The following is a 19858-nucleotide window of genomic DNA, read 5'->3' on the forward strand; positions in this document are numbered from 1 at the left end:
AAAACAGCATGATCCCCTTTCACAAAAATTAAAACTCTTTTTTTAACCAACTGTTAATACGCTTGAACCAGTTACCTACTGAGACCCGTTTTTCGGTCTCTGCATCACCGTTCATGTGCGACTCTTTGCCGTAATGCAACAGTCCCACGGCAGTGGAGTAGTACGATTCCTGCGCATAGTCAGTCAGGCCGGTAATATTCAGCGGCTGTCCGATACGCACCTGCGTATGGAATACGCGTTGCGCACAGGCCGCCAGTCCTTCAATTTGCGCTGCACCACCGGTCAGGACAATGCCTGCGGCTAAGTGATGCTTTACGCCCTGCTGACGCAGTTGTTCCTGTAACTGCAGAATCTCGTCATTAACCAGATTCAAAAGTTCGGTATAACGCGGCTCAATCACTTCCGCCAGCGTCTGACGTTGCAGGCTACGTGGTGGACGTCCGCCCACGCTCGGTACCTCAACGTTCTCATCTTTGCCGACAATCGAGCCCAGCGCGCAACCATGACGCACTTTAATCGCTTCAGCATCCGTTGGCGGTGTGCCAAACGCATAGGCGATATCGCTGGTGACAACGTTGCCTGCATACGGAATAACCTTAGTGTGCCGTAAAGCGCCGCCGGTATATACGGCTATGTCCATTGTACCGCCACCAATATCGACAACACACACGCCCAGCTCACGTTCGTCTTCAGTCAAAACGGCAAAACTGGAGGCGAGACCGGCAAAAATCAGCTGATCTACTTTCAGTCCGCAACGCTCAACGGCTTTAACGATGTTCTTCGCCATGTCGTTGTGGCAGGTGATCAGGTGCACTTTCGCCTGCATACGCACGCCAGAAAGCCCAACCGGATTCTTGATCCCTTCCTGATAGTCGATCGCGTATTCCTGAGGAATAACGTGCAGGATGCGATGCTCGTCGCGCACTCTCACCGATTTAGCGGTATGTACGACATTCTCTACATCATCCTGAGTCACTTCCTCTTCTGAAATCGGAACCATCCCGATTTCGTTCTGACAACTGATATGTTTGCCCGATAAAGCAAGGTAGACGGAGGAGATCTGGCAATCCGCCATCAGCTCAGCCTGATCGATGGCGCGCTGAACGCATTTCACCACCGACTCAAGATCGTTTACGCCACCTTTATCCATACCACGGGAAGGACAGCTGCCCACCCCAATAATGTTGACCATACCATCGGGCAGAATTTCCCCAACCAGGGCGGCAACTTTCGCAGTGCCGATTTCGAGTCCAACTACCAGTTTTCTGTCCGTTGCCTTGATCATTGTTGTTTAGCCTGTGCCTGGTTCTGTTGCTGATTACTGTCCTGTGGCTCCATCACGACCGGTGTCCAGCCAACAGAAGCGCCCGAGTCATATCGCAAATCCACGTAGCTGATACGTTTGCTCTCGTTCTGACCTTGCTGTTGCAGTACCGGGTAGAGCTCAATAAAGCGATTCAGTCGTTTCATGGTGTCGCTGCGTCCCAGTTCGATACGTACATCATCACTGGTGACCAGCTGCCATGAACGACGGGCCGTCATTGACGCCACCTTCAGGGTAAACTTCCGGGCTTTTAGCACATCATCCATGCTGTGATAGCCTGCCAGGACCTCTTTCTCACTCCCTTCTGGCCCATACAGCATCGGCAGTGTCTCTTTGCCGACATGACTGGCGGGTACGCTGAAGGCGTTACCTTCTGCATCCACCATATGCAAATCGTTCCAGCGCGCCACCGGCGTGTACTCCACCAGGTGGATCTTCAGTTCGTCCGGCCACTGCTTACGCACACTGACCTGCTTAATCCACGGCAGCCGCTCAATCTGCTGCTGCAGAATGTCCACATTCTGTGACATAAACGTGCCGGGCGGACCCAGCGACAAAATCGCCTGTCGAATATCGTCGTGTGTGGTGTAATGCGTCTGTCCTGTCACCACCAGTTTTGACAACGGCAGCCGGGACGCATCGTTCATCCACTTCAGCACCACCAGCCCGCCGGCAACCATAATCCCGATAACGATCAGCAGGAAAAAAATGCCGAACAGTCGGGCACCGTTACTGCGCCCGGTGCGAATACGCTCCTGCGGTTCACGGTTTCGAACTCTCATCGCCGCCTGTGACATATCAGTCGGCCAGCTCCAGAATATGGGCTACCAGCTGCGGGAAGCTCATACCCGCCTGTTTTGCTGCCATAGGAACCAGACTGTGGCTGGTCATGCCTGGTGAAGTATTGGCTTCCAGTAACTGAAAGCGCCCTTCCCCGTCGGTCATCACATCAACCCGTCCCCAGCCACGACAGCCCAGCGCACGCCAGGCCGCCAGCACCAGCTGCTGCAATTCAGCTTCACGTTCAGCACTTAACTCGGCCGGACAGACGTACTGAGTATCGTCAGAAATGTATTTAGCTTCATAGTCATAGAACTCGCTGGCGCTCTTTATTTCTATTGAGGGCAGGATACGATCGCCCACAATCGCGACGGTATACTCCGCGCCGCTGAGAAACGCCTCGACCAGTACGTCATTGTCGTACTTAAACGCCATCTCCAGTGCCGCTGGCAGCGCGTGCAGATCGTTAACACGGCTGATGCCCACGCTGGAGCCTTCACAGGCTGGCTTCACAAACAGTGGCAGGCCAAGCGCTGCAATCGCCGCGTTGCTCTCCTCATCCAGCCCGCCCTCAAACTGCTGACGCGTCAGCCAGACAAATTTTCCTGATGGTAAACCACGCCCCTGCCACAGCAGTTTGGTGCGCAACTTATCCATCGTCACCGCCGATGCCATCACGCCGCTGCCGGTGTAAGGCAGTTGCAGGAATTCCAGCACCGCCTGCATCGTGCCATCTTCACCGCCGCGACCATGTAGCGCGATAAAGGCTTTGGTAAAGCCCTGCTCTTTCAGCGTCAGCACGGAGACATCGCGGGTATCGATGCCATGTGCATCGATACCCATTTCCCGCAATCCGGCAATCACGGCCTGACCCGAGTTGAGCGAAACCTCGCGCTCTGCCGACGTGCCACCCATTAATACTGCAACTTTATCCGCCATGACGATCCTCCGCTTTGCGTTCCGGCTGGAGCTTCGTGTCCGCCAGCTTGCGGGCAACCTTGCCGACGTTCCCGGCACCCTGTACCAGAATCAGGTCATTGCCTGACAGCAGCGGTGCAAGCATCTCCGGCAGTGCGTCATGTTCCGGCACCAGAATCGGATCGACCTTGCCCCGGTTACGAATGGCACGGCAGAGCGAACGACTGTCAGCGCCTGGAATCGCGGTCTCACCAGCGGAGTACACATCCAGCATCAGCAACACATCGACATGCGACAGTACGTTGGCGAAATCATCAAACAAATCGCGGGTACGGCTATAACGGTGCGGCTGAAACACCATCACCAGCTTTTTATCCGGCCAGCCTGCGCGCGCGGCTTTAATCGTCGCGTCAACTTCGGTTGGGTGATGACCGTAATCATCCACCAGCATCGCGGTGCCCGATTGTCCATTGACCGGCTCGGTCGGGAATTCACCCAGCAGATCAAAGCGACGGCCTGTGCCCTGGAAGCTCTCCAGTGCGGCCAGAATCGCATTGTCTTCGATGCCTTCTTCACTGGCGACGGCGACAGCGGCGGCCGCGTTCAGGGCATTGTGGCGGCCCGGCGCGTTCAGCGTAATCTGCAGCGGCGCTTTATCCTGACGAATCAGAGTGAAATGCCCCTGCGCGCCACTCTGCTCGTAATTTTCAATGCGCAGATCCGCATCGTCACTGAAACCGTACGTGGTGATATGACGGCCCACGCGAGGAATCAGATCACGAATAACTGCATCATCCACGCACATCACCGCACGACCGTAAAACGGCAGGTTGTGCAGGAAGTTAATAAAGGTCTGCTTCAGGTTCTCAAAATCGCCCTGATAGGTGTCCATATGGTCAGCTTCAATGTTGGTCACAATCGCCACCATCGGCTGCAGATGCAGAAACGACGCATCGCTCTCATCCGCTTCAGCAATCAGATACCGGCTGTTACCCAGACGGGCATGGGTGCCAGCTGCTTTAACCAGTCCGCCGTTAACGAAGGTCGGATCGAGACCCGCTTCCGCATAAATGCTCGACACCATCGCCGTCGTCGTCGTTTTGCCATGGGTCCCTGCAACGGCAATGCCGTGACGGAAACGCATCAGTTCAGCCAGCATCTCCGCGCGACGGATCACCGGAATGCGCTGTTCACGTGCCGCTACCAGTTCAGGGTTATCCTGCGAAACGGCGCTGGAAACCACGACCACGCTGGCATCAGTCACGTTTTCAGGGCGATGGTTAAAATAAATAGTGGCACCCAGCGCAATCAGATTCTGCGTCACCGGGTTAGGGGCCAGATCTGAACCGCTGATATGGTAGCCTTCATTTGCTAACACTTCGGCAATACCGCCCATGCCAGCACCGCCGATGCCGACAAAGTGGATGTGCCGGACGCGACGCATCTCGGGCACGATAGAACGCAGTTTTGCCAATTGTTGTGTATTCATCGCTCTCTGTTACCTGCTATTTCAGTTTGTACCCAGTCCGGGTACAGGTCAGACGCGCTGACCGGAATGATTACTTTGCGGCGCGAGCCACTTCCTGAGCGACTTGTTCAGTCGCATCGGGGATAGCCACCTGACGGGCCTGTTCAGCCATCGTCAGCAGTGTTGCACGATCCCAGTGGCGTAGCAGATCCGCTACAGCCTCCGCAGTAAATTGCGGCTGCTCAAAAATTCTGGCGGCGCCCGCTTTTTCCAGCGGCAGCGCGTTCCAGTACTGCTGGCGATCTTTGTGCTGAAACGGCACAAAAATGGCCGGTAAACCAGCGGCAGCAACTTCGCTCACGGTTAACGCACCGGAGCGGCATACCACCACATCAGCCCAGGCATAGGCAGCAGCCATATCATCAATAAATTCGGTCACTTTATGCTGCGTCTGACCGACCTGCTGATACGCTTTCTCTGTTTCAGGCAGCGCCCCTTTACCGGTCTGATGCCACAGGGTGATCTCATCACCCACCAGCGCCGCAATCTGCGGTAGCGTCTGGTTCAGTATCCGTGCGCCCTGACTTCCACCAATCACCAGCACCCGAATCGGGCCATGACGATCTGCCAGACGTTGCGCAGGTAAAGGCAATGCCAGAACGTCAGTGCGAACCGGATTTCCTACCACGTCGGCGGCAGGAAACGCGCCCGGAAACGCCTGCAAAACTTTGGTGGCGATTTTCGCCAGCCATTTATTGGTCAGACCGGCAATACCGTTCTGCTCATGCAGCACAACCGGAATACCGCAGCTCCAGGCCGCTAAGCCGCCCGGACCGGAAACGTAGCCGCCCATGCCCAGCACGACATCCGGCTTCCACGCTTTCATGATGCGACGCGCCTGACGCCATGCATTGAAGATGCGCAGCGGTGCCAGCAGCAACGCTTTCATGCCCTTACCGCGTAGTCCGCTGATGCGGATAAAGTCGATTTCGATGCCGTGCTTCGGCACCAGATCGGCTTCCATACGGTCGGCGGTGCCTAACCAGCGAACCTGCCAGCCCTGTTCCATCAGGTGATGGGCGACAGCCAGACCGGGAAAGACATGTCCGCCGGTTCCGCCTGCCATCACCATCAATCGCTTACCGCTCATCGACCACCTCGGGTAAACGCCTGCGCTTTCGCCAGGCGCGTTTCATAATCTATGCGTAATAAAAAAACGATGGCGGTCGACATAATGATCAGACTCGACCCACCGTAACTGATCAGCGGTAAGGTCAGACCTTTGGTCGGTAACATACCCGCGGCAGCCCCGACGTTAACCAGCGCCTGGAAGCTGAACCAGACACCAATCGAACAGGCTAAAAAGCCGGAAAAACGCTGATCCAGTTCCAGAGCACGACGGCCAATCGACATCGCACGAAAAGCGACGAAGAATACCATTAAAAGTGCCAATACCACACCGACGTAGCCGAGTTCTTCCCCGATGATGGCGAAAATAAAGTCGGTATGGGCTTCCGGCAGATATTCCAGCTTTTGCACAGAGTTACCGAGCCCCTGCCCCCAGAATTCACCGCGACCAAATGCCATCAGCGACTGAGTCAGCTGGTAGCCGCTACCAAAGGGATCTTCCCACGGATTCCAGAACGACGTCACACGGCGCATACGGTAGGGTTCTGCAATGATCAGCAGAATTACCGCAAAAATGCCGGAGCCGATAATTGCCATGAACTGCCACAGCTTGGCACCTGCCAGGAACAGCATCGCCAGCGTAGTCACAAACAACACAACCACCGTACCGAGGTCCGGCTGTGCCAGCAGTAACACGGCCAGCACGACCATCACGCCCATCGGCTTACAGAAGCCCCAAAAGTTGTTACGCACCTCTTCCACTTTGCGCACCAGATAACTGGCGAGATAACAGAACAGAGAGAGCTTCGACAACTCAGCCGGCTGGATACGCAGTGGACCCAGTGCAATCCAGCGCGATGCACCGTTTACCGAGCTACCAACTACCAGAACAATCAGCAGCATCGCCACCGTGACCATCAGCATCACGTTGCTGTAGCGCTGCCAGAAATCCATCGGCACCCGCAACGTGACCAGTGCCATACCTAATGCCAGCACGATGTAGAAAGCATCACGCTTGGCGAAGTAAAAGAGATCGTCATTCAGACGCTGACCCACCGGCATTGATGCCGACGTCACCATCACAAAACCAATCACCGCCAGGCCCAGCGTGAGCCATAGCAGTGTGCGGTCATAGAGCACCAGTGAAGAGTCATCACTTTCACGTGCGCCCATGACCCAATCTTTCAGGCGTCCTGAGAAATATCCCGCCAGTCCGGCACCAGGAATACGCATCAGCTCAACTCCTTCGCCAGTTGCGCGAACTGCTCACCGCGCTGCTCAAAGTTACGGAACTGGTCAAGGCTGGCGCAGGCCGGCGACAGCAGAACCATATCGCCTGCGTTAACCTGCGGCGCGATCTGCTCCATCGCCTGCCGCATGGTTTCTGTGCGCACGGCGATATCAGGACGCAGCGCGGCCAGCGCATCACCGTCGCGACCAAAGCAGTAAAGACGCACGTTGTCGCCCTGCAGCCAGGGGATCAGCGGCGTAAAATCGGCTGACTTACCATCACCGCCCATCAGCAGCCACAGCGTTCCCTGAACCTGCAGGCCATTGAGCGCCGCTTCGGTGCTGCCGACATTGGTCGCTTTGGAGTCATTGATCCAGCGCACGCCCTGATGTTCATGGACCAGCTGGAAACGATGCGCCAGACCGTTAAAGTGCGTTAAGGCCGCCAGGCTTGAAGCGCGTGGCAGACCGACCGCATCGGCCAGCGCCAGTGCCGCCAGCGCGTTGGTATAGTTGTGCTGTCCCACCATCTTCATTTCAGCGGTGTTCAGGACTTTCTCGCCCTTCACCCGCAGCCAGATGCTGCCTTGCTGCTTATTCAGGTGATAGTCACCAAAATCGACACCAAAGCTGACACAGCGGGTATCTGCGCCGCGGACCGGCATTGTCAGTGCGTCATCGGCGTTAACGATGCAGATCTGTGCATTCTCATAAACCCGCAGCTTGGCGGCGCGATACTGCTGCATACCCAGCGGATAGCGATCCATATGATCTTCACTGACGTTGAGCACGGTTGCCGCAGCCGCTTTCAGACTGTATGTGGTCTCAAGCTGGAAGCTGGAAAGTTCCAGTACATAAAGTTGCGCGGGTGATTGCAGCAGACTCAGCGCGGGCAGACCGATATTGCCGCCAACGCCCACCTGCCAGCCCGCGGCTTTCGCCATCTCACCCACCAGCGTTGTAACAGTGCTTTTGCCGTTGGAACCGGTGATCGCCACGATAGGTGCCTGCGCCTCGCGGCAGAACAGCTCAATATCACCGACGATTTCGATTCCGGCTTCGACGGCTTCGCTAAGAATCGGATGCGCCAGCGCGACGCCAGGGCTGGCAACAATCAGATCGGCCGCCAGCAGCCAGTCACCGTTGATGCCGCCCAGGTGACGTTCAACCTGCCCGGGCAATTTATCCAGCCCCGGCGGCGAGACACGGGTGTCCATCACGCGGGGCGTTACGCCCTGCGCTAAAAAGAAATCAACACAGGAGAGCCCGGTAAGGCCCAGCCCGATAATGACAACTTTTCTACCCCGATAGTCAGCCATGATTAACGCACCTTCAGCGTGGCCAGGCCAATCAGCACCAGCATTAGCGAAATAATCCAGAAGCGCACAATGACGCGCGGTTCCGGCCAGCCCTTGAGTTCATAGTGGTGATGGATCGGCGCCATGCGGAAAATACGCTGGCCGCGCAACTTAAACGATCCCACCTGCAGGATTACCGACAGCGTTTCAACCACAAACACGCCACCCATAATCACCAGTAAAAATTCCTGACGCAGCAACACGGCGATGGTTCCCAGCGCGCCGCCCAGCGCCAGTGAGCCGACATCACCCATAAAGACCTGAGCCGGATAGGTGTTGAACCACAGGAAGCCCAGCCCTGCCCCGACGATGGCGGTACAGACAATCACCAGCTCACCGGCGTGACGCAGATAAGGAATATGAAGATATTCAGCAAACTTCACGTTACCGGTGGCCCAGGCAACCAGCGCAAAGCCTGCGGCGACAAAGACGGTGGGCATGATCGCCAGACCATCGAGACCATCGGTCAGATTGACCGCGTTACCCGTTCCGACAATCACAAAGTAGGCCAGCAGCACATAAAACAGGCCTAACTGTGGCATGATGTCTTTGAAAAAGGGCACCACAAGCTGGGTCGCCGGGGTGTCTTTACCTGCTGCATAAAGCCCGAACGCGACGCCCAGAGAAATAACCGACATCCAGAAATATTTCCAGCGGGCAATCAGACCCTTAGTATCTTTGCGCACCACTTTGCGGTAGTCATCGACAAAGCCGATGATGCCAAAGCCGATGAGCACGAACAGCACGCACCAGACATAGGGATTCGACGGATATGCCCACATCAGCACCGAAATGGTGATGGAGGTCAGAATCATAATCCCGCCCATTGTTGGCGTTCCGCGCTTACTGAAATGCGATTCCGGGCCATCGTTACGGACAACCTGACCAATCTGTAATTTCTGCAGCCACGCAATCAGGCGCGGCCCCATCCAGAGAGAGATAAAGAGTGCTGTCAGCAGGCTGACAATGGCGCGAAACGTCAGATAGGAAAAGACGTTGAAGCCCGAATAAAAAGCGACCAGATGCTCGGCCAGCCAAACTAACATGTTCCTTTCTCCTTTAAGCTCTGTACTACCTGCTCCATGGCGGCACTACGCGAGCCTTTTATCAGGACGGTAATTTCTGAGTGTTCGGACAACAATTGACGCAAACGTTCAGTCAGCGCTGTCTTATCGCTGAAATGTTCGCCAGCTTTGCTGTTTTCACTAATAAAATGGCTGAATTTTCCGCAGCTCAGTACGCGATCAATACCTGCATCACGTGCCGCATCCCCGATTTCGCGGTGACATTTTTCGGTCTCATCACCCAGTTCCGCCATATCGCCGGCGACCAGCACCCGGTAGCCCGGCATCTCTGACAGGACCTGGACGGCGGCGGTCATCGATCCGACATTCGCGTTATAACTGTCATCCAGCAGCAGCTGATGCGCAGAGAGGCGCACCGGGAACAGGCGACCTGGCACCGACTGCAGGTTTTTCAGCCCCTGCTGAACGGCGCTAAGCGGGGCATCCACTGACAGGGCCAGAGCCGCCGCAGCCAGTGCGTTGGCGATGTTATGCCGACCCGGCAACGGCAGCACAATCTCAGCCTCACCACGCGGTGTCTTCATCACAAAATGGGTGCCGTCCTGCGCAATGCGGATATCACGGGCAGAGAAATCACACGCTGCCGCCTGCGGCGAGAAGCGCCACACGGTTTTGTCCTGCAGCGTGGTCTGCCAGTTTGGCCAGTCGTTGCTTTCCTCATTGAGAATCGCAATGCCATTCGCCGGTAAGCCCTGAAAAATCTCGCCCTTGGCTTTAGCGACACCCGCCAGCGAACCAAAGCCTTCCAGATGGGCCGCTGCCAGGTTATTCACCAGCGCGCTTTCCGGTTTAACCAGGTCGGTGGTGTAGGCGATTTCGCCCTGATGATTAGCGCCAAGCTCAATTACCGCATACTGATGCTCTGCGGTCAGACGCAGCAGCGTCATCGGCACGCCATAATCGTTGTTGAGATTGCCTGCGGTGTAGAGCGTCTCACCGCACTCACGCAGAATCGCTGCCGTCATCTCTTTAACCGACGTTTTGCCGGACGAGCCGGTCAGCGCCACGACGCGGGCAGTGGACTGCTGACGAACCCAGGCACTCAGTCGGCCAAAAGCAAGTCGGGTATCTTCCACGACGACCTGAGGCACAGAGACAGGTAAATGCTTACTGACCAGTAACGCCTGTGCGCCACTGTCAATGGCCTCTTCAGCGAAGTCATGGGCATCAAAACGTTCGCCCACCAGCGCGACAAACAGACTGCCTGCTGTCACTTTGCGGGTATCCGTCGTTACGTCATTCAGGGTTAAATCACTGCCGTGCAGCGTTCCGCCGGTGATCTCCGCAAGCGTTTTTAATGAAACCGGAATCATGCTGCGCCTCCCAGCAGTGCCGCAACCGTGGCACGATCGGAGTAGTCGAGACGGCGATTGCCGATGATCTGATAATCTTCGTGGCCTTTACCGGCCACCAGTACGATATCGTCAGGCTGAGCCTGCATGATGGTGTTAGTGACGGCCTGCGCGCGGCCAGACACCAGCCGGGCGCGGCCCGGATCCAGCAAACCGGTCAGAATATCGTTAACAATCGCCTGCGGATCTTCGCTGCGCGGATTGTCGTCGGTAATCACCACCACATCCGCATATTGCTCAGCAATCGCGCCCATTAATGGTCGTTTGCCTTTGTCACGATCGCCACCGCAGCCAAACAGACACCACAGTTTGCCTTTGCAGTGCAGGCGGGCTGCTTCCAGCGCTTTTTCCAGCGCATCCGGCGTATGGGCATAATCCACCACGACCGTCGGTTTTCCTGCGGCGCTGAACACTTCCATACGCCCGTTGACCGGCTGCAACTGCGGTGCAACGTTGATCAGCGTCGCCAGCGGATAATCCAGTGACAGCAGCGTCGCCAGCGCCAGCATCAGATTGCTGACGTTGAACGCGCCCATTAATGGACTGTTGATTTCTCCGTTGCCCCAGCTGGAGCTGAAACGGATGTGTGCGCCGTTATCGTGGTACTCCACCGCATCGGCTTTCAGCCAGCGGCCATGGCAGCCAGGCTGGAGGTTATTCTCCATGGTGACTGCCACCGCATCCGGTAAGCGCGCCAGCCAGCGACGACCGACTTCATCATCGGCGTTAAGAATCGCCTGCCCGACCTGATGCTCAGAAAACAGCAGCCATTTGGCTGACTCGTAGCTCTGCATATCACCGTGATAATCGAGGTGATCGCGGCTGAGATTGGTAAAGACCGCTGCGGCAAACGGCAGCGCCGCGACGCGATGCTGAACCAGTCCGTGTGACGAGACTTCCATTGCGGTCAGGGTCGCCCCTTTTTCCGCCAGATCGTTCAGCAGATGCTGAACATCAACTGCTGAGCCGGTGGTATTTTCTGCCGCGGACAAGTGACCCACCAGCCCATTCCCGACGGTGCCCATGACCGCGCTGGTTTCACCCAGCAGCGTTGCCCACTGCGCCAGCAACTGGGTCGTGGTGGTTTTACCATTTGTACCCGTAACGCCAATCAGCGTCTGTTTCTCACCCGGCTGCTGATAAAAACGGCCTGCTAAGGCTGAAAGACGCTGAGGCAATTGGGCCAGATAGATAACCGGTACGCCGTGCATTTCACGGATTTCGCCGTCGGCGGCTTCGCCTTCAGCTTCGGCCACCACGGCGGCGACGCCCTGAGCAATCGCCTGCGGGATGAAACGGCGTCCATCGACCTGATGGCCTGCAACAGCGACAAACAGATCGCCAGAAGCCGCAATGCGGCTATCCAGTGTCATGTCGCGCAGTGGGCGCGCCGGCGCGCCTGGCACCCAGGGGCCGAGTAAGTCGCGCAGGTTACGATCTGTCACTTGTTTCCTCACTTCTGTTAGTCACCAACTCATTCTTGTCATTGGTCGGTAACGCGTCCGGCTCGATGTTCATGGTGCGCAGTACGCCGCCCATGATGGCACCAAACACCGGGGCAGAAACCGCACCACCGTAATACTTGCCGGCCTGGGGATCGTTGATCACCACCACCAGCGCGAATCGGGGATGACTGGCAGGCGCAACGCCTGCGGTATAGGCAATGTATTTGTTGACGTAGCGACCATCGGGCCCGACTTTTTTCGCTGTACCGGTTTTTATCGCAATCCGATAACCTTTGATGGCCGCTTTGACCCCACCGCCACCAGGCAGCGCCACGCTTTCCATCATATGCATCACGGTTTTCACCAGTGACTCATCGAAAACGCGTTGTCCCGCGACGGGCGGATCCACTTTGGTAATCGACAGCGGGCGATTAATGCCATAGCTGCCAATTGTTGCGTAGACTCGCGCTAACTGTAACGGCGTTACCATTAGCCCGTAGCCGAAAGAGAAGGTGGCCCTCTCTATGTCAGACCACCGTTGTTTTTTAGGGTATAAGCCACTGCTTTCCCCGACCAGCCCCAAATTGGTCGGTTTGCCCAGTCCAAAGCGCGCATAAGTTTCTACAAGCGCTGAGGAAGGCATCGCTAACGCCAGACGTGAAACACCGACGTTACTCGATTTCTGTAAAACCCCTGTCAGGGTCAATTCGTTGTAGCGCGCCACATCCTTGATCTCATGACCATTAACGCGATATGGCACGGTATTCAGGACACTGTTCTCTCTGACCACGCCGCGTTGCAGCGCCGCCATGACCACCATCGGCTTCACGGTCGAGCCAGGTTCGAAAATGTCGGTGATGGCGCGGTTACGCATCAGATCTTTCGGCGTGTTGCCAAGATTATTCGGGTTGTAAGCCGGGCTGTTGGCCATCGCCAGTACTTCGCCGGTATTCACATCCACCAGGACTGCCGTGCCCGATTCCGCTTTGTTAAAGGCCACGGCGTTATTCAGTTCACGGTAGACCAGCGCCTGTAAGCGCTCATCGATGCTGAGAGTCAGGTTATGCGCGGCCCGGCTGTCCACAGAGGAGATATCTTCGATGACGCGACCGTAGCGATCTTTACGCACCGTCCGCTCGCCCGGCGCACCGGTCAGCCATTTATCAAAACTCTTCTCAATGCCTTCAATGCCCTGCCCGTCGATGTTGGTAAAGCCAATCAGATGAGAGGTAACCTGCCCGGCAGGATAGTAACGGCGCGACTCTTCGCGCAGATGAATACCGGGAAGTTTGAGTTTTTTGACGTAGTCGCCGATGGCCGGATTGACCTGACGCGCCAGATAGACAAAGCGGCCTTTAGGATTGGCATTTACGCGCGCGGCCAACTGGTCAAGGGGGATAGAGAGCGCATCAGAGAGTGCCTTCCAGCGGCTGTCCAGCGTGACGCCACCACCGGCGTGCAGCTCTTTTGGATCCGCCCAGATGGCATTAACCGGGACACTCACTGCCAGCGGTCGTCCGGCACGATCGCTGATCATCCCGCGCGAGGTTGGCACCGCCTGAACGCGCAGCGAGCGCAGATCGCCCTCTTTGACCAGCTTGCCAGGATTAATCACCTGCAGCCAGGCAACACGTGACAGCAATCCACCCAGCGCCAGTAAAATACAGCCGCACAGCAACGCAAAACGCCAGCTTACAAAGCTGGCTTTATCTTCCGGTTTCTTCAATTTCAGCGTTCTGCCTGTGCCGCTCATTCGCTAACTTAAGTCCTTATTTCTGCACCACGATATTTTCTTGTGAAGGATCAACGTGCTGCAGCTGCAGCTTCTCGGTGGCGATGCGTTCAACACGGCTGTGATCGCCCAGCGCATTCTCTTCCAGAATCAGGTTGCGCCACTCGATATCCAGCGCGTCACGCTCCAGCACCAGCTGTTCACGCTGTGCCGTTAACAGTCGTGTTTTATGCGTGGTGGTGACCACCAGCACGGCAGAAACCACGACAGCGATCAGCAACAGCACCGGAATCTTGCCCTTTCGCAGCAGATCCCCGCCGATAACGGCAGGCAGACTGTGACGCTCGTTACCGATCATGCGTCGGTTTTCTCCGCGATACGTAAAACCGAGCTGCGCGCGCGTGAGTTCTCAGAGACTTCAGCGTCACCCGGCGACATTTTGCCGAGCAACTTCAGTTCACGGCCACCCAGGGCTCGCAGCTGATGTTCAGTCATCGGTATTCCGGCCGGCACCTGTGGTCCACGACTCTGATCGCGCATAAAGCGCTTAACCAGCCGATCTTCCAGTGAATGGAAGCTGATCACAGAGAGACGGCCCTGCGGTGCGAGTACCTGAACCGCGCCTTTCAGTGCGATATCGATCTCTTCCAGTTCACTGTTAATCCAGATGCGAATGGCCTGGAAGCTGCGTGTAGCCGGATGTTTAAACTTATCTTTCACTGGCATAGCGATGGAGATGACTTCAGCCAGTTCACGGGTGCGGGTCATCGGCTGCTCGCGATTGCGCTCGACAATGGCCCGGGCAATACGTTTAGCGAATCGCTCTTCACCGTAAGTCTTCAGGACGAAAGCGATATCTGCCTCTTCCGCGTGCAGCAACCATTCTGCGGCTGAGTGACCACGCGACGGGTCCATTCGCATGTCCAGCGGTCCGTCACGCATAAAGGAGAAGCCGCGTTCAGCGTCATCCAGTTGCGGCGATGAAACCCCCAGGTCCAGCAAAATCCCGTCAATTTTTCCGACCAGATCCCGTTCAGAAACATACTCTGCCAGCGCAGAAAAAGGGCCATGAATAATTGAAAAACGCGGGTCGGTAATCTCAGCAGCAGCGGCGATAGCTTGCGGATCACGATCGATGGCGATCAGTTTTCCCTTCTCTCCCAGTTGCGAAAGAATCAGGCGTGAGTGGCCACCACGACCAAATGTGCCGTCGATGTAAATACCGTCTTCCCTGATATTGAGGCCGTTAACCGCCTCATCCAACAGCACGGTGGTATGTTTGAAATTTTCCTGCATAGCTATAGCGACAAGTCCTGCAACCGCTCAGATAAAGGTTCCTGAGCCGACTGTTCTGCGTCAATATCGTCCCTGACTTGTTGATACCAGGTCTGTTCATCCCACAGCTCAAACTTATTGAACTGTCCAACCAGCATCACTTCTTTGGTTAATTTTGCGTGCTGCCGAAGCGTATTCGCCAGCAGCAGGCGGCCTGCATTGTCCATCTGACATTCACTGGCATGTCCCAGCAGCAAACGCTGCACGCGGCGCTCAAGTGGATTCATACTGGAAAGGCGTGCCAGCTTTTTTTCAATGATTTCCCATTCGGGCAGGGTGTAAAGCAACAGGCATGGCTGGTGGAGGTCGATGGTACAGACCATCTGCCCCTGAGACTCCCCAATCAGCAATTCGCGATATCGCGTGGGTACGGCGAGCCGCCCTTTGCTGTCGAGATTGACTAACGTTGCTCCGCGGAACATGCCAGTCTCTTCTCCTCATCACCCATTTACGCCACTTTATCCCACTTTTTACCACGAAACGAGTTTAAGGATCCCATGAAATCCTTGTCAAGCCGGAGCGGCAGTTGAACATCACTCTTTACAAGGCGCAAAATTAAAGTCTGGCGACGATATAATCGAATAAAAGGAGAAACTAAAAATTAAGCCAATGAATAACTGAATAAAAAAAATGGCTCGGGGAAAAAAGACTAAAAATGAAACAATGTAAAGGGTTAAATATTTATCCTGATTTCTGAGACAGCGGCGGCATTTTAGGGGATTTCTGAATGGAAGCCCAGCGGCTTCAGGGCAGACGGGAAAGAAGGTTTGTTGAAGTTGTAAGCAAATAATAGGTATCGGGCTTTCTGCTTTGTTAGATTTGATGAGCAGAATTTACCCTTTTTTACGTCGACCTGTTTATTTAATCAGTAAATCGCGAAATAAAAGGGGCAGTATAATACTGCCCGTTACTCATTTAACTCTTCGGCTTAATTGTCCGCGACGGTATAAATTACGCCGGATACGGGTTAAGCCTGGTTTTGGTTTTCGGGGTTCGTCCAGTGAGGCTAAAACTAATTCCAGCACGCGCTCTGCCACGTCACGATGACGCTGACCAACGGCCAGGACCGGACACTCAAGAAAGTCCAGTAATTCGTGGTCGCCAAAGGTGGCAATCGCCAGCTCCGTCGGCAGGCGGCCGTTTCGTTTCAGCGTCACATCCATCACACCCTGCAGCAGCCCAAAAGAGGTGGTGAAAAGCGCCTCTGGCATCGGATGATCTTCAAGGTATTTCTCAAACAGTGCAGCAGCAGCAGTGCGTTCGAAGCTGTTGCAGTAGATATAATCAATCGGACGGGGATCGTCTTTCCAGGCATCGCGGAAACCCATTTCGCGCAGGAAGCTCACTGACAGTTCGGGTAACGCACCGAGGAACAGCACATTTTTAACGTCGAGCTGACGCAGTTCAGCAGCCAGTGTCTGGGCATCGTCCTGATCGGCCCCGACGACACTGGTAAAATGTTCACGATCCAGCGCACGGTCGAGCGCAATTATTGGCAGAGAATCGTTGATCCAGCGCTGATAAAAGGGATGCTCTGGCGGTAATGAGGTGGAAACGATAATTGCATCGACCTGGCGCTGCAGCAGATGTTCAATGCAGCGCATCTCGTTTTCAGGCTGATCTTCAGAACAGGCGATCAGAAGCTGATAGCCGCGCTGACGTGCCTGTCGCTCAAGATAGTTTGCAATACGCGTATAACTGGTATTTTCCAGATCAGGGATCACTAACCCAATGGATCGCGTACGCCCGGCGCGCAGCCCCGCAGCCACCGCATTAGGGTGATAATTATGTTCACGTACCACTGCCATGACTTTTTCAACGGTCTTGTCGCTGACACGATACTGCCGCGCTTTGCCGTTGATCACATAACTGGCCGTGGTGCGCGACACGCCTGCCAAACGCGCAATTTCATCCAGTTTCACAATAACCCCACCATCAAATCCGCTTTTACGGCAGAAATAGCCGCAGTTAAGCTATGGATAACTCATGTCTATCATCTAACAGCAGAAAAGTGCGCGGAGCAACCGCTTTTCTGAATGTAATCCGCCTGGCGCATAAAAAATAAAAAAACCCGGCATTTCGCCGGGTTAGGTGAGGATTGATGATGACGCAGCGTGATTAACGCATGATGCGATCGCCGCGTGAAACGCCGACGATACCGGAGCGCGCCACTTCAACAATTTCAGCGACATCGCGGACGGTGCTCAGGAAGGCGTCCAGTTTGTCGCTGGTGCCTGCCAGCTGAACCGTGTACAGCGTCGGCGTTACATCGATGATCTGACCACGGAAGATCTCGGCGTTACGCTTCACCTCTTCGCGACCATAACCACTGGCCTGAATCTTCACCAGCATGATTTCGCGCTCAACATAGGCGCCCTGCCCCAGCTCGGTGACGCGCAGGACATCCACCAGCTTGTGCAGTTGCTTTTCAATCTGCTCCAGTACCTTCTGATCGCCCACCGTCTGAATGGTCATCCGCGACAGTGTGGGATCGTCGGTTGGCGCCACGGTCAGGCTTTCAATGTTATAGCCGCGCTGTGAGAACAGGCCGACGACACGGGATAATGCGCCGGATTCGTTCTCCAGCAGAACTGATAAAATACGACGCATAATTATGTCCTCTCCGTTTTGCTCAACCACATCTCATCCATGCTGCCACCGCGAATCTGCATTGGGTAGACATGTTCGCTACCGTCAACGGTGACATCCACAAAGACCAGACGCCCCTTCGCCAGGGTTTCCAGCGCCAGCGTCAGCTTCTCTTCCAGCTCAGCCGGATGCTCAATCGCGATCCCGACGTGACCGTAGGCTTCCGCCAGACGCACGAAGTCAGGCAGCGATTCCATATAAGACTGGGAGTGGCGACCCGAGTAGATCATATCCTGCCACTGTTTCACCATGCCCAGCACCCGGTTATTCAGGTTCAGTACCAGCACCGGCAGATCGTACTGCAATGCTGTTGAAAGCTCCTGAATATTCATCTGGATACTGCCATCGCCCGTTACGCAGATGACGGTCTCTTCCGGCAGCGCCATTTTCACACCCAGCGCCGCGGGCAGGCCAAAGCCCATGGTGCCCAGACCGCCAGAGTTGATCCAGCGGCGCGGTTTATCGAAAGGATAATAGAGCGCAGCAAACATCTGGTGCTGACCTACATCTGACGTGACATAGGCATCGCCTTTGGTCAGCCGGCTGATGGTTTCAATCACGGCCTGCGGCTTAATTTTGTCGCTGGTGCGATCAAATTCCAGACAGTGACTACTGCGCCAGCCTTCAATCTCCTGCCACCAGTCGTGCAGGCTTTCAGCACGTGATGGCGTGTCGCTTTGCGTCAGTAACTCCAGCATCTGCTGCAGCACCTGTTTTGCATCGCCGACAATCGGGATATCCGCCGACACCGTTTTGGAAATAGAGGTCGGGTCGATATCGATGTGCATCACCGTGGCATTGGGGCAATATTTCGCCAGATTGTTGGTGGTGCGATCATCAAAGCGAACACCGATCCCAAAAATCAGGTCGGTGTTGTGCATCGTCATATTAGCTTCATAGGTGCCGTGCATACCCAGCATGCCGACACACTGACGATGGGTGCCAGGAAACGCGCCCAGGCCCATCAGCGAGGTCGTCACCGGAATATTCAGGCTTTCTGCCAGCTGTAACAGCTCCGCTTCACAGCCTGCGGTAATGGCACCGCCACCCGCATAGATCACCGGCTTCTTCGCCGCCAGCAATGTTGTCAGCGCGCGCTTAATCTGCCCTTTATGACCCTGAATAGTGGGATTGTAAGAGCGCATGCTCACTGACTCCGGCCAGTGATAAGGCAATTTGTTCGCCGGGTTCAGGATATCTTTTGGCAGGTCAATCACCACGGGTCCCGGACGGCCGCTGGAGGCCAGCCAGAATGCCTTTTTCAGCACGCTTGGGATCTCTTCGGTGTTTTTCACCAGGAAGCTGTGCTTCACCACCGGACGAGAGATGCCGACCATGTCGCATTCCTGAAAGGCGTCATAGCCAATCAGCGACGACGGAACCTGACCCGACAGAATCACCAGCGGAATCGAGTCCATATAGGCGGTGGCGATACCGGTAATCGCATTGGTTGCACCAGGTCCGGAGGTGACCAGCACCACGCCGACTTCACCCGTCGCGCGCGCCAGGCCATCAGCCATATGCACCGCACCCTGCTCATGGCGCACCAGAATGTGATCGATACCTCCGACGGTTTGCAGCGCATCATAGATATCTAAGACTGCGCCACCCGGATAACCGAATACCTGTTTCACGCCCTGATCGATTAACGAACGGACGACCATTTCGGCTCCTGACAACATCTCCATCTTCTGCCTCCAGGCTTGCGGACCCGGCTCTGTGAATGCGCCCGTTTATGCGTATCACGTTGCCCCGGTGCCTGCTTTGCCAATCAAAATCTTATGTTTATGCACGACAGCGGAAACGTCAGCCGCTGTCCGGTTACAGAGAAATCTGTTGCGTTTATTTTTCTGAGAGTAGGTCGATTACCATAACCGCAGTTACACGGGCAGGCAAACCGCAAACCCGCGTAAATTAAAAGGCAGGGACGTAAAGCCTCTGGCCGATAAGAATTGGCTACGCGGATTAAACTAATTACGCGGCAGAACCGCAGAGGAAAATGCTGGGTATGAAATTATTTTCAGCGTGATCTAAGAAATAACGAAAACTTATTA

The 19858-nt window shown here is 55.4% G+C and carries 17 protein-coding genes; all 17 read right to left on the reverse strand.

Annotated features, from left to right (window positions below):
* Positions 1 to 28 precede the first annotated feature (28 nt).
* A complete protein-coding gene (gene ftsA, locus EE896_RS15955; protein WP_003854739.1) occupies positions 29 to 1285 on the reverse strand; it encodes a cell division protein FtsA in 1257 nt (418 codons plus the stop codon).
* On the reverse strand, positions 1282 to 2121 hold the full coding sequence (gene ftsQ / locus EE896_RS15960; protein ID WP_003854740.1) for a cell division protein FtsQ: 840 nt from the start codon (positions 2119 to 2121) through the stop codon (positions 1282 to 1284). The genes ftsA and ftsQ overlap by 4 nt, the downstream gene beginning before the upstream one ends.
* 1 nt (position 2122) lies before the next feature.
* On the reverse strand, positions 2123 to 3043 hold the full coding sequence (locus tag EE896_RS15965; RefSeq protein WP_003854742.1) for a D-alanine--D-alanine ligase: 921 nt from the start codon (positions 3041 to 3043) through the stop codon (positions 2123 to 2125).
* Positions 3033 to 4511, reverse strand: coding sequence for a UDP-N-acetylmuramate--L-alanine ligase (murC, locus tag EE896_RS15970; protein ID WP_140916192.1), 1479 nt, complete (start codon positions 4509 to 4511; stop codon positions 3033 to 3035). The genes EE896_RS15965 and murC overlap by 11 nt, the downstream gene beginning before the upstream one ends.
* Before the next feature lie 70 nt (positions 4512 to 4581).
* Positions 4582 to 5640, reverse strand: a complete 1059-nt coding sequence (murG, locus tag EE896_RS15975; protein WP_140916191.1) for an undecaprenyldiphospho-muramoylpentapeptide beta-N-acetylglucosaminyltransferase — start codon at positions 5638 to 5640, stop codon at positions 4582 to 4584.
* Positions 5637 to 6851, reverse strand: coding sequence for a cell division protein FtsW (ftsW, locus tag EE896_RS15980; protein ID WP_003854750.1), 1215 nt, complete (start codon positions 6849 to 6851; stop codon positions 5637 to 5639). Before ftsW ends, murG begins: the two co-directional genes overlap by 4 nt.
* Positions 6851 to 8167: a UDP-N-acetylmuramoyl-L-alanine--D-glutamate ligase gene (gene murD, locus EE896_RS15985; protein WP_003854752.1), complete on the reverse strand. Its 1317-nt coding sequence runs from the start codon at positions 8165 to 8167 to the stop codon at positions 6851 to 6853. Before murD ends, ftsW begins: the two co-directional genes overlap by 1 nt.
* A 2-nt stretch (positions 8168 to 8169) precedes the next feature.
* On the reverse strand, positions 8170 to 9252 hold the full coding sequence (gene mraY / locus EE896_RS15990) for a phospho-N-acetylmuramoyl-pentapeptide-transferase (protein WP_003854755.1): 1083 nt from the start codon (positions 9250 to 9252) through the stop codon (positions 8170 to 8172).
* Positions 9246 to 10604 (reverse strand): UDP-N-acetylmuramoyl-tripeptide--D-alanyl-D-alanine ligase, encoded by a 1359-nt coding sequence (gene murF, locus EE896_RS15995; protein WP_008925574.1) that lies wholly within the window; start codon positions 10602 to 10604, stop codon positions 9246 to 9248. The genes mraY and murF overlap by 7 nt, the downstream gene beginning before the upstream one ends.
* Entirely contained in the window at positions 10601 to 12088 is a 1488-nt protein-coding gene (gene murE / locus EE896_RS16000) for a UDP-N-acetylmuramoyl-L-alanyl-D-glutamate--2,6-diaminopimelate ligase (RefSeq protein WP_039658783.1), read from the reverse strand. The genes murF and murE overlap by 4 nt, the downstream gene beginning before the upstream one ends.
* Entirely contained in the window at positions 12075 to 13841 is a 1767-nt protein-coding gene (locus EE896_RS16005) for a peptidoglycan glycosyltransferase FtsI (RefSeq protein WP_003854762.1), read from the reverse strand. Before EE896_RS16005 ends, murE begins: the two co-directional genes overlap by 14 nt.
* Before the next feature lie 16 nt (positions 13842 to 13857).
* Positions 13858 to 14178, reverse strand: coding sequence for a cell division protein FtsL (gene ftsL, locus EE896_RS16010; protein WP_003854764.1), 321 nt, complete (start codon positions 14176 to 14178; stop codon positions 13858 to 13860).
* The gene (gene rsmH / locus EE896_RS16015; protein WP_140916190.1) at positions 14175 to 15116 is read right to left on the reverse strand and encodes a 16S rRNA (cytosine(1402)-N(4))-methyltransferase RsmH; all 942 of its coding nucleotides are present in this window, start codon (positions 15114 to 15116) and stop codon (positions 14175 to 14177) included. Before rsmH ends, ftsL begins: the two co-directional genes overlap by 4 nt.
* Before the next feature lie 2 nt (positions 15117 to 15118).
* Positions 15119 to 15577, reverse strand: a complete 459-nt coding sequence (gene mraZ / locus EE896_RS16020) for a division/cell wall cluster transcriptional repressor MraZ (RefSeq protein WP_003854767.1) — start codon at positions 15575 to 15577, stop codon at positions 15119 to 15121.
* 489 nt (positions 15578 to 16066) lie between these two features.
* Positions 16067 to 17077: a catabolite repressor/activator gene (cra, locus tag EE896_RS16025; protein WP_003854769.1), complete on the reverse strand. Its 1011-nt coding sequence runs from the start codon at positions 17075 to 17077 to the stop codon at positions 16067 to 16069.
* Between the two features lie 196 nt (positions 17078 to 17273).
* Positions 17274 to 17765 (reverse strand): acetolactate synthase small subunit, encoded by a 492-nt coding sequence (gene ilvN / locus EE896_RS16030; protein ID WP_003854770.1) that lies wholly within the window; start codon positions 17763 to 17765, stop codon positions 17274 to 17276.
* Positions 17766 to 17767: 2 nt separating this feature from the next.
* Positions 17768 to 19492: an acetolactate synthase 3 large subunit gene (gene ilvI, locus EE896_RS16035; RefSeq protein ID WP_140916189.1), complete on the reverse strand. Its 1725-nt coding sequence runs from the start codon at positions 19490 to 19492 to the stop codon at positions 17768 to 17770.
* Positions 19493 to 19858: the final 366 nt, after the last annotated feature.

The sequence above is a fragment of the Pantoea eucalypti genome, from assembly GCF_009646115.1.
GTDB lineage: Bacteria > Pseudomonadota > Gammaproteobacteria > Enterobacterales > Enterobacteriaceae > Pantoea > Pantoea eucalypti.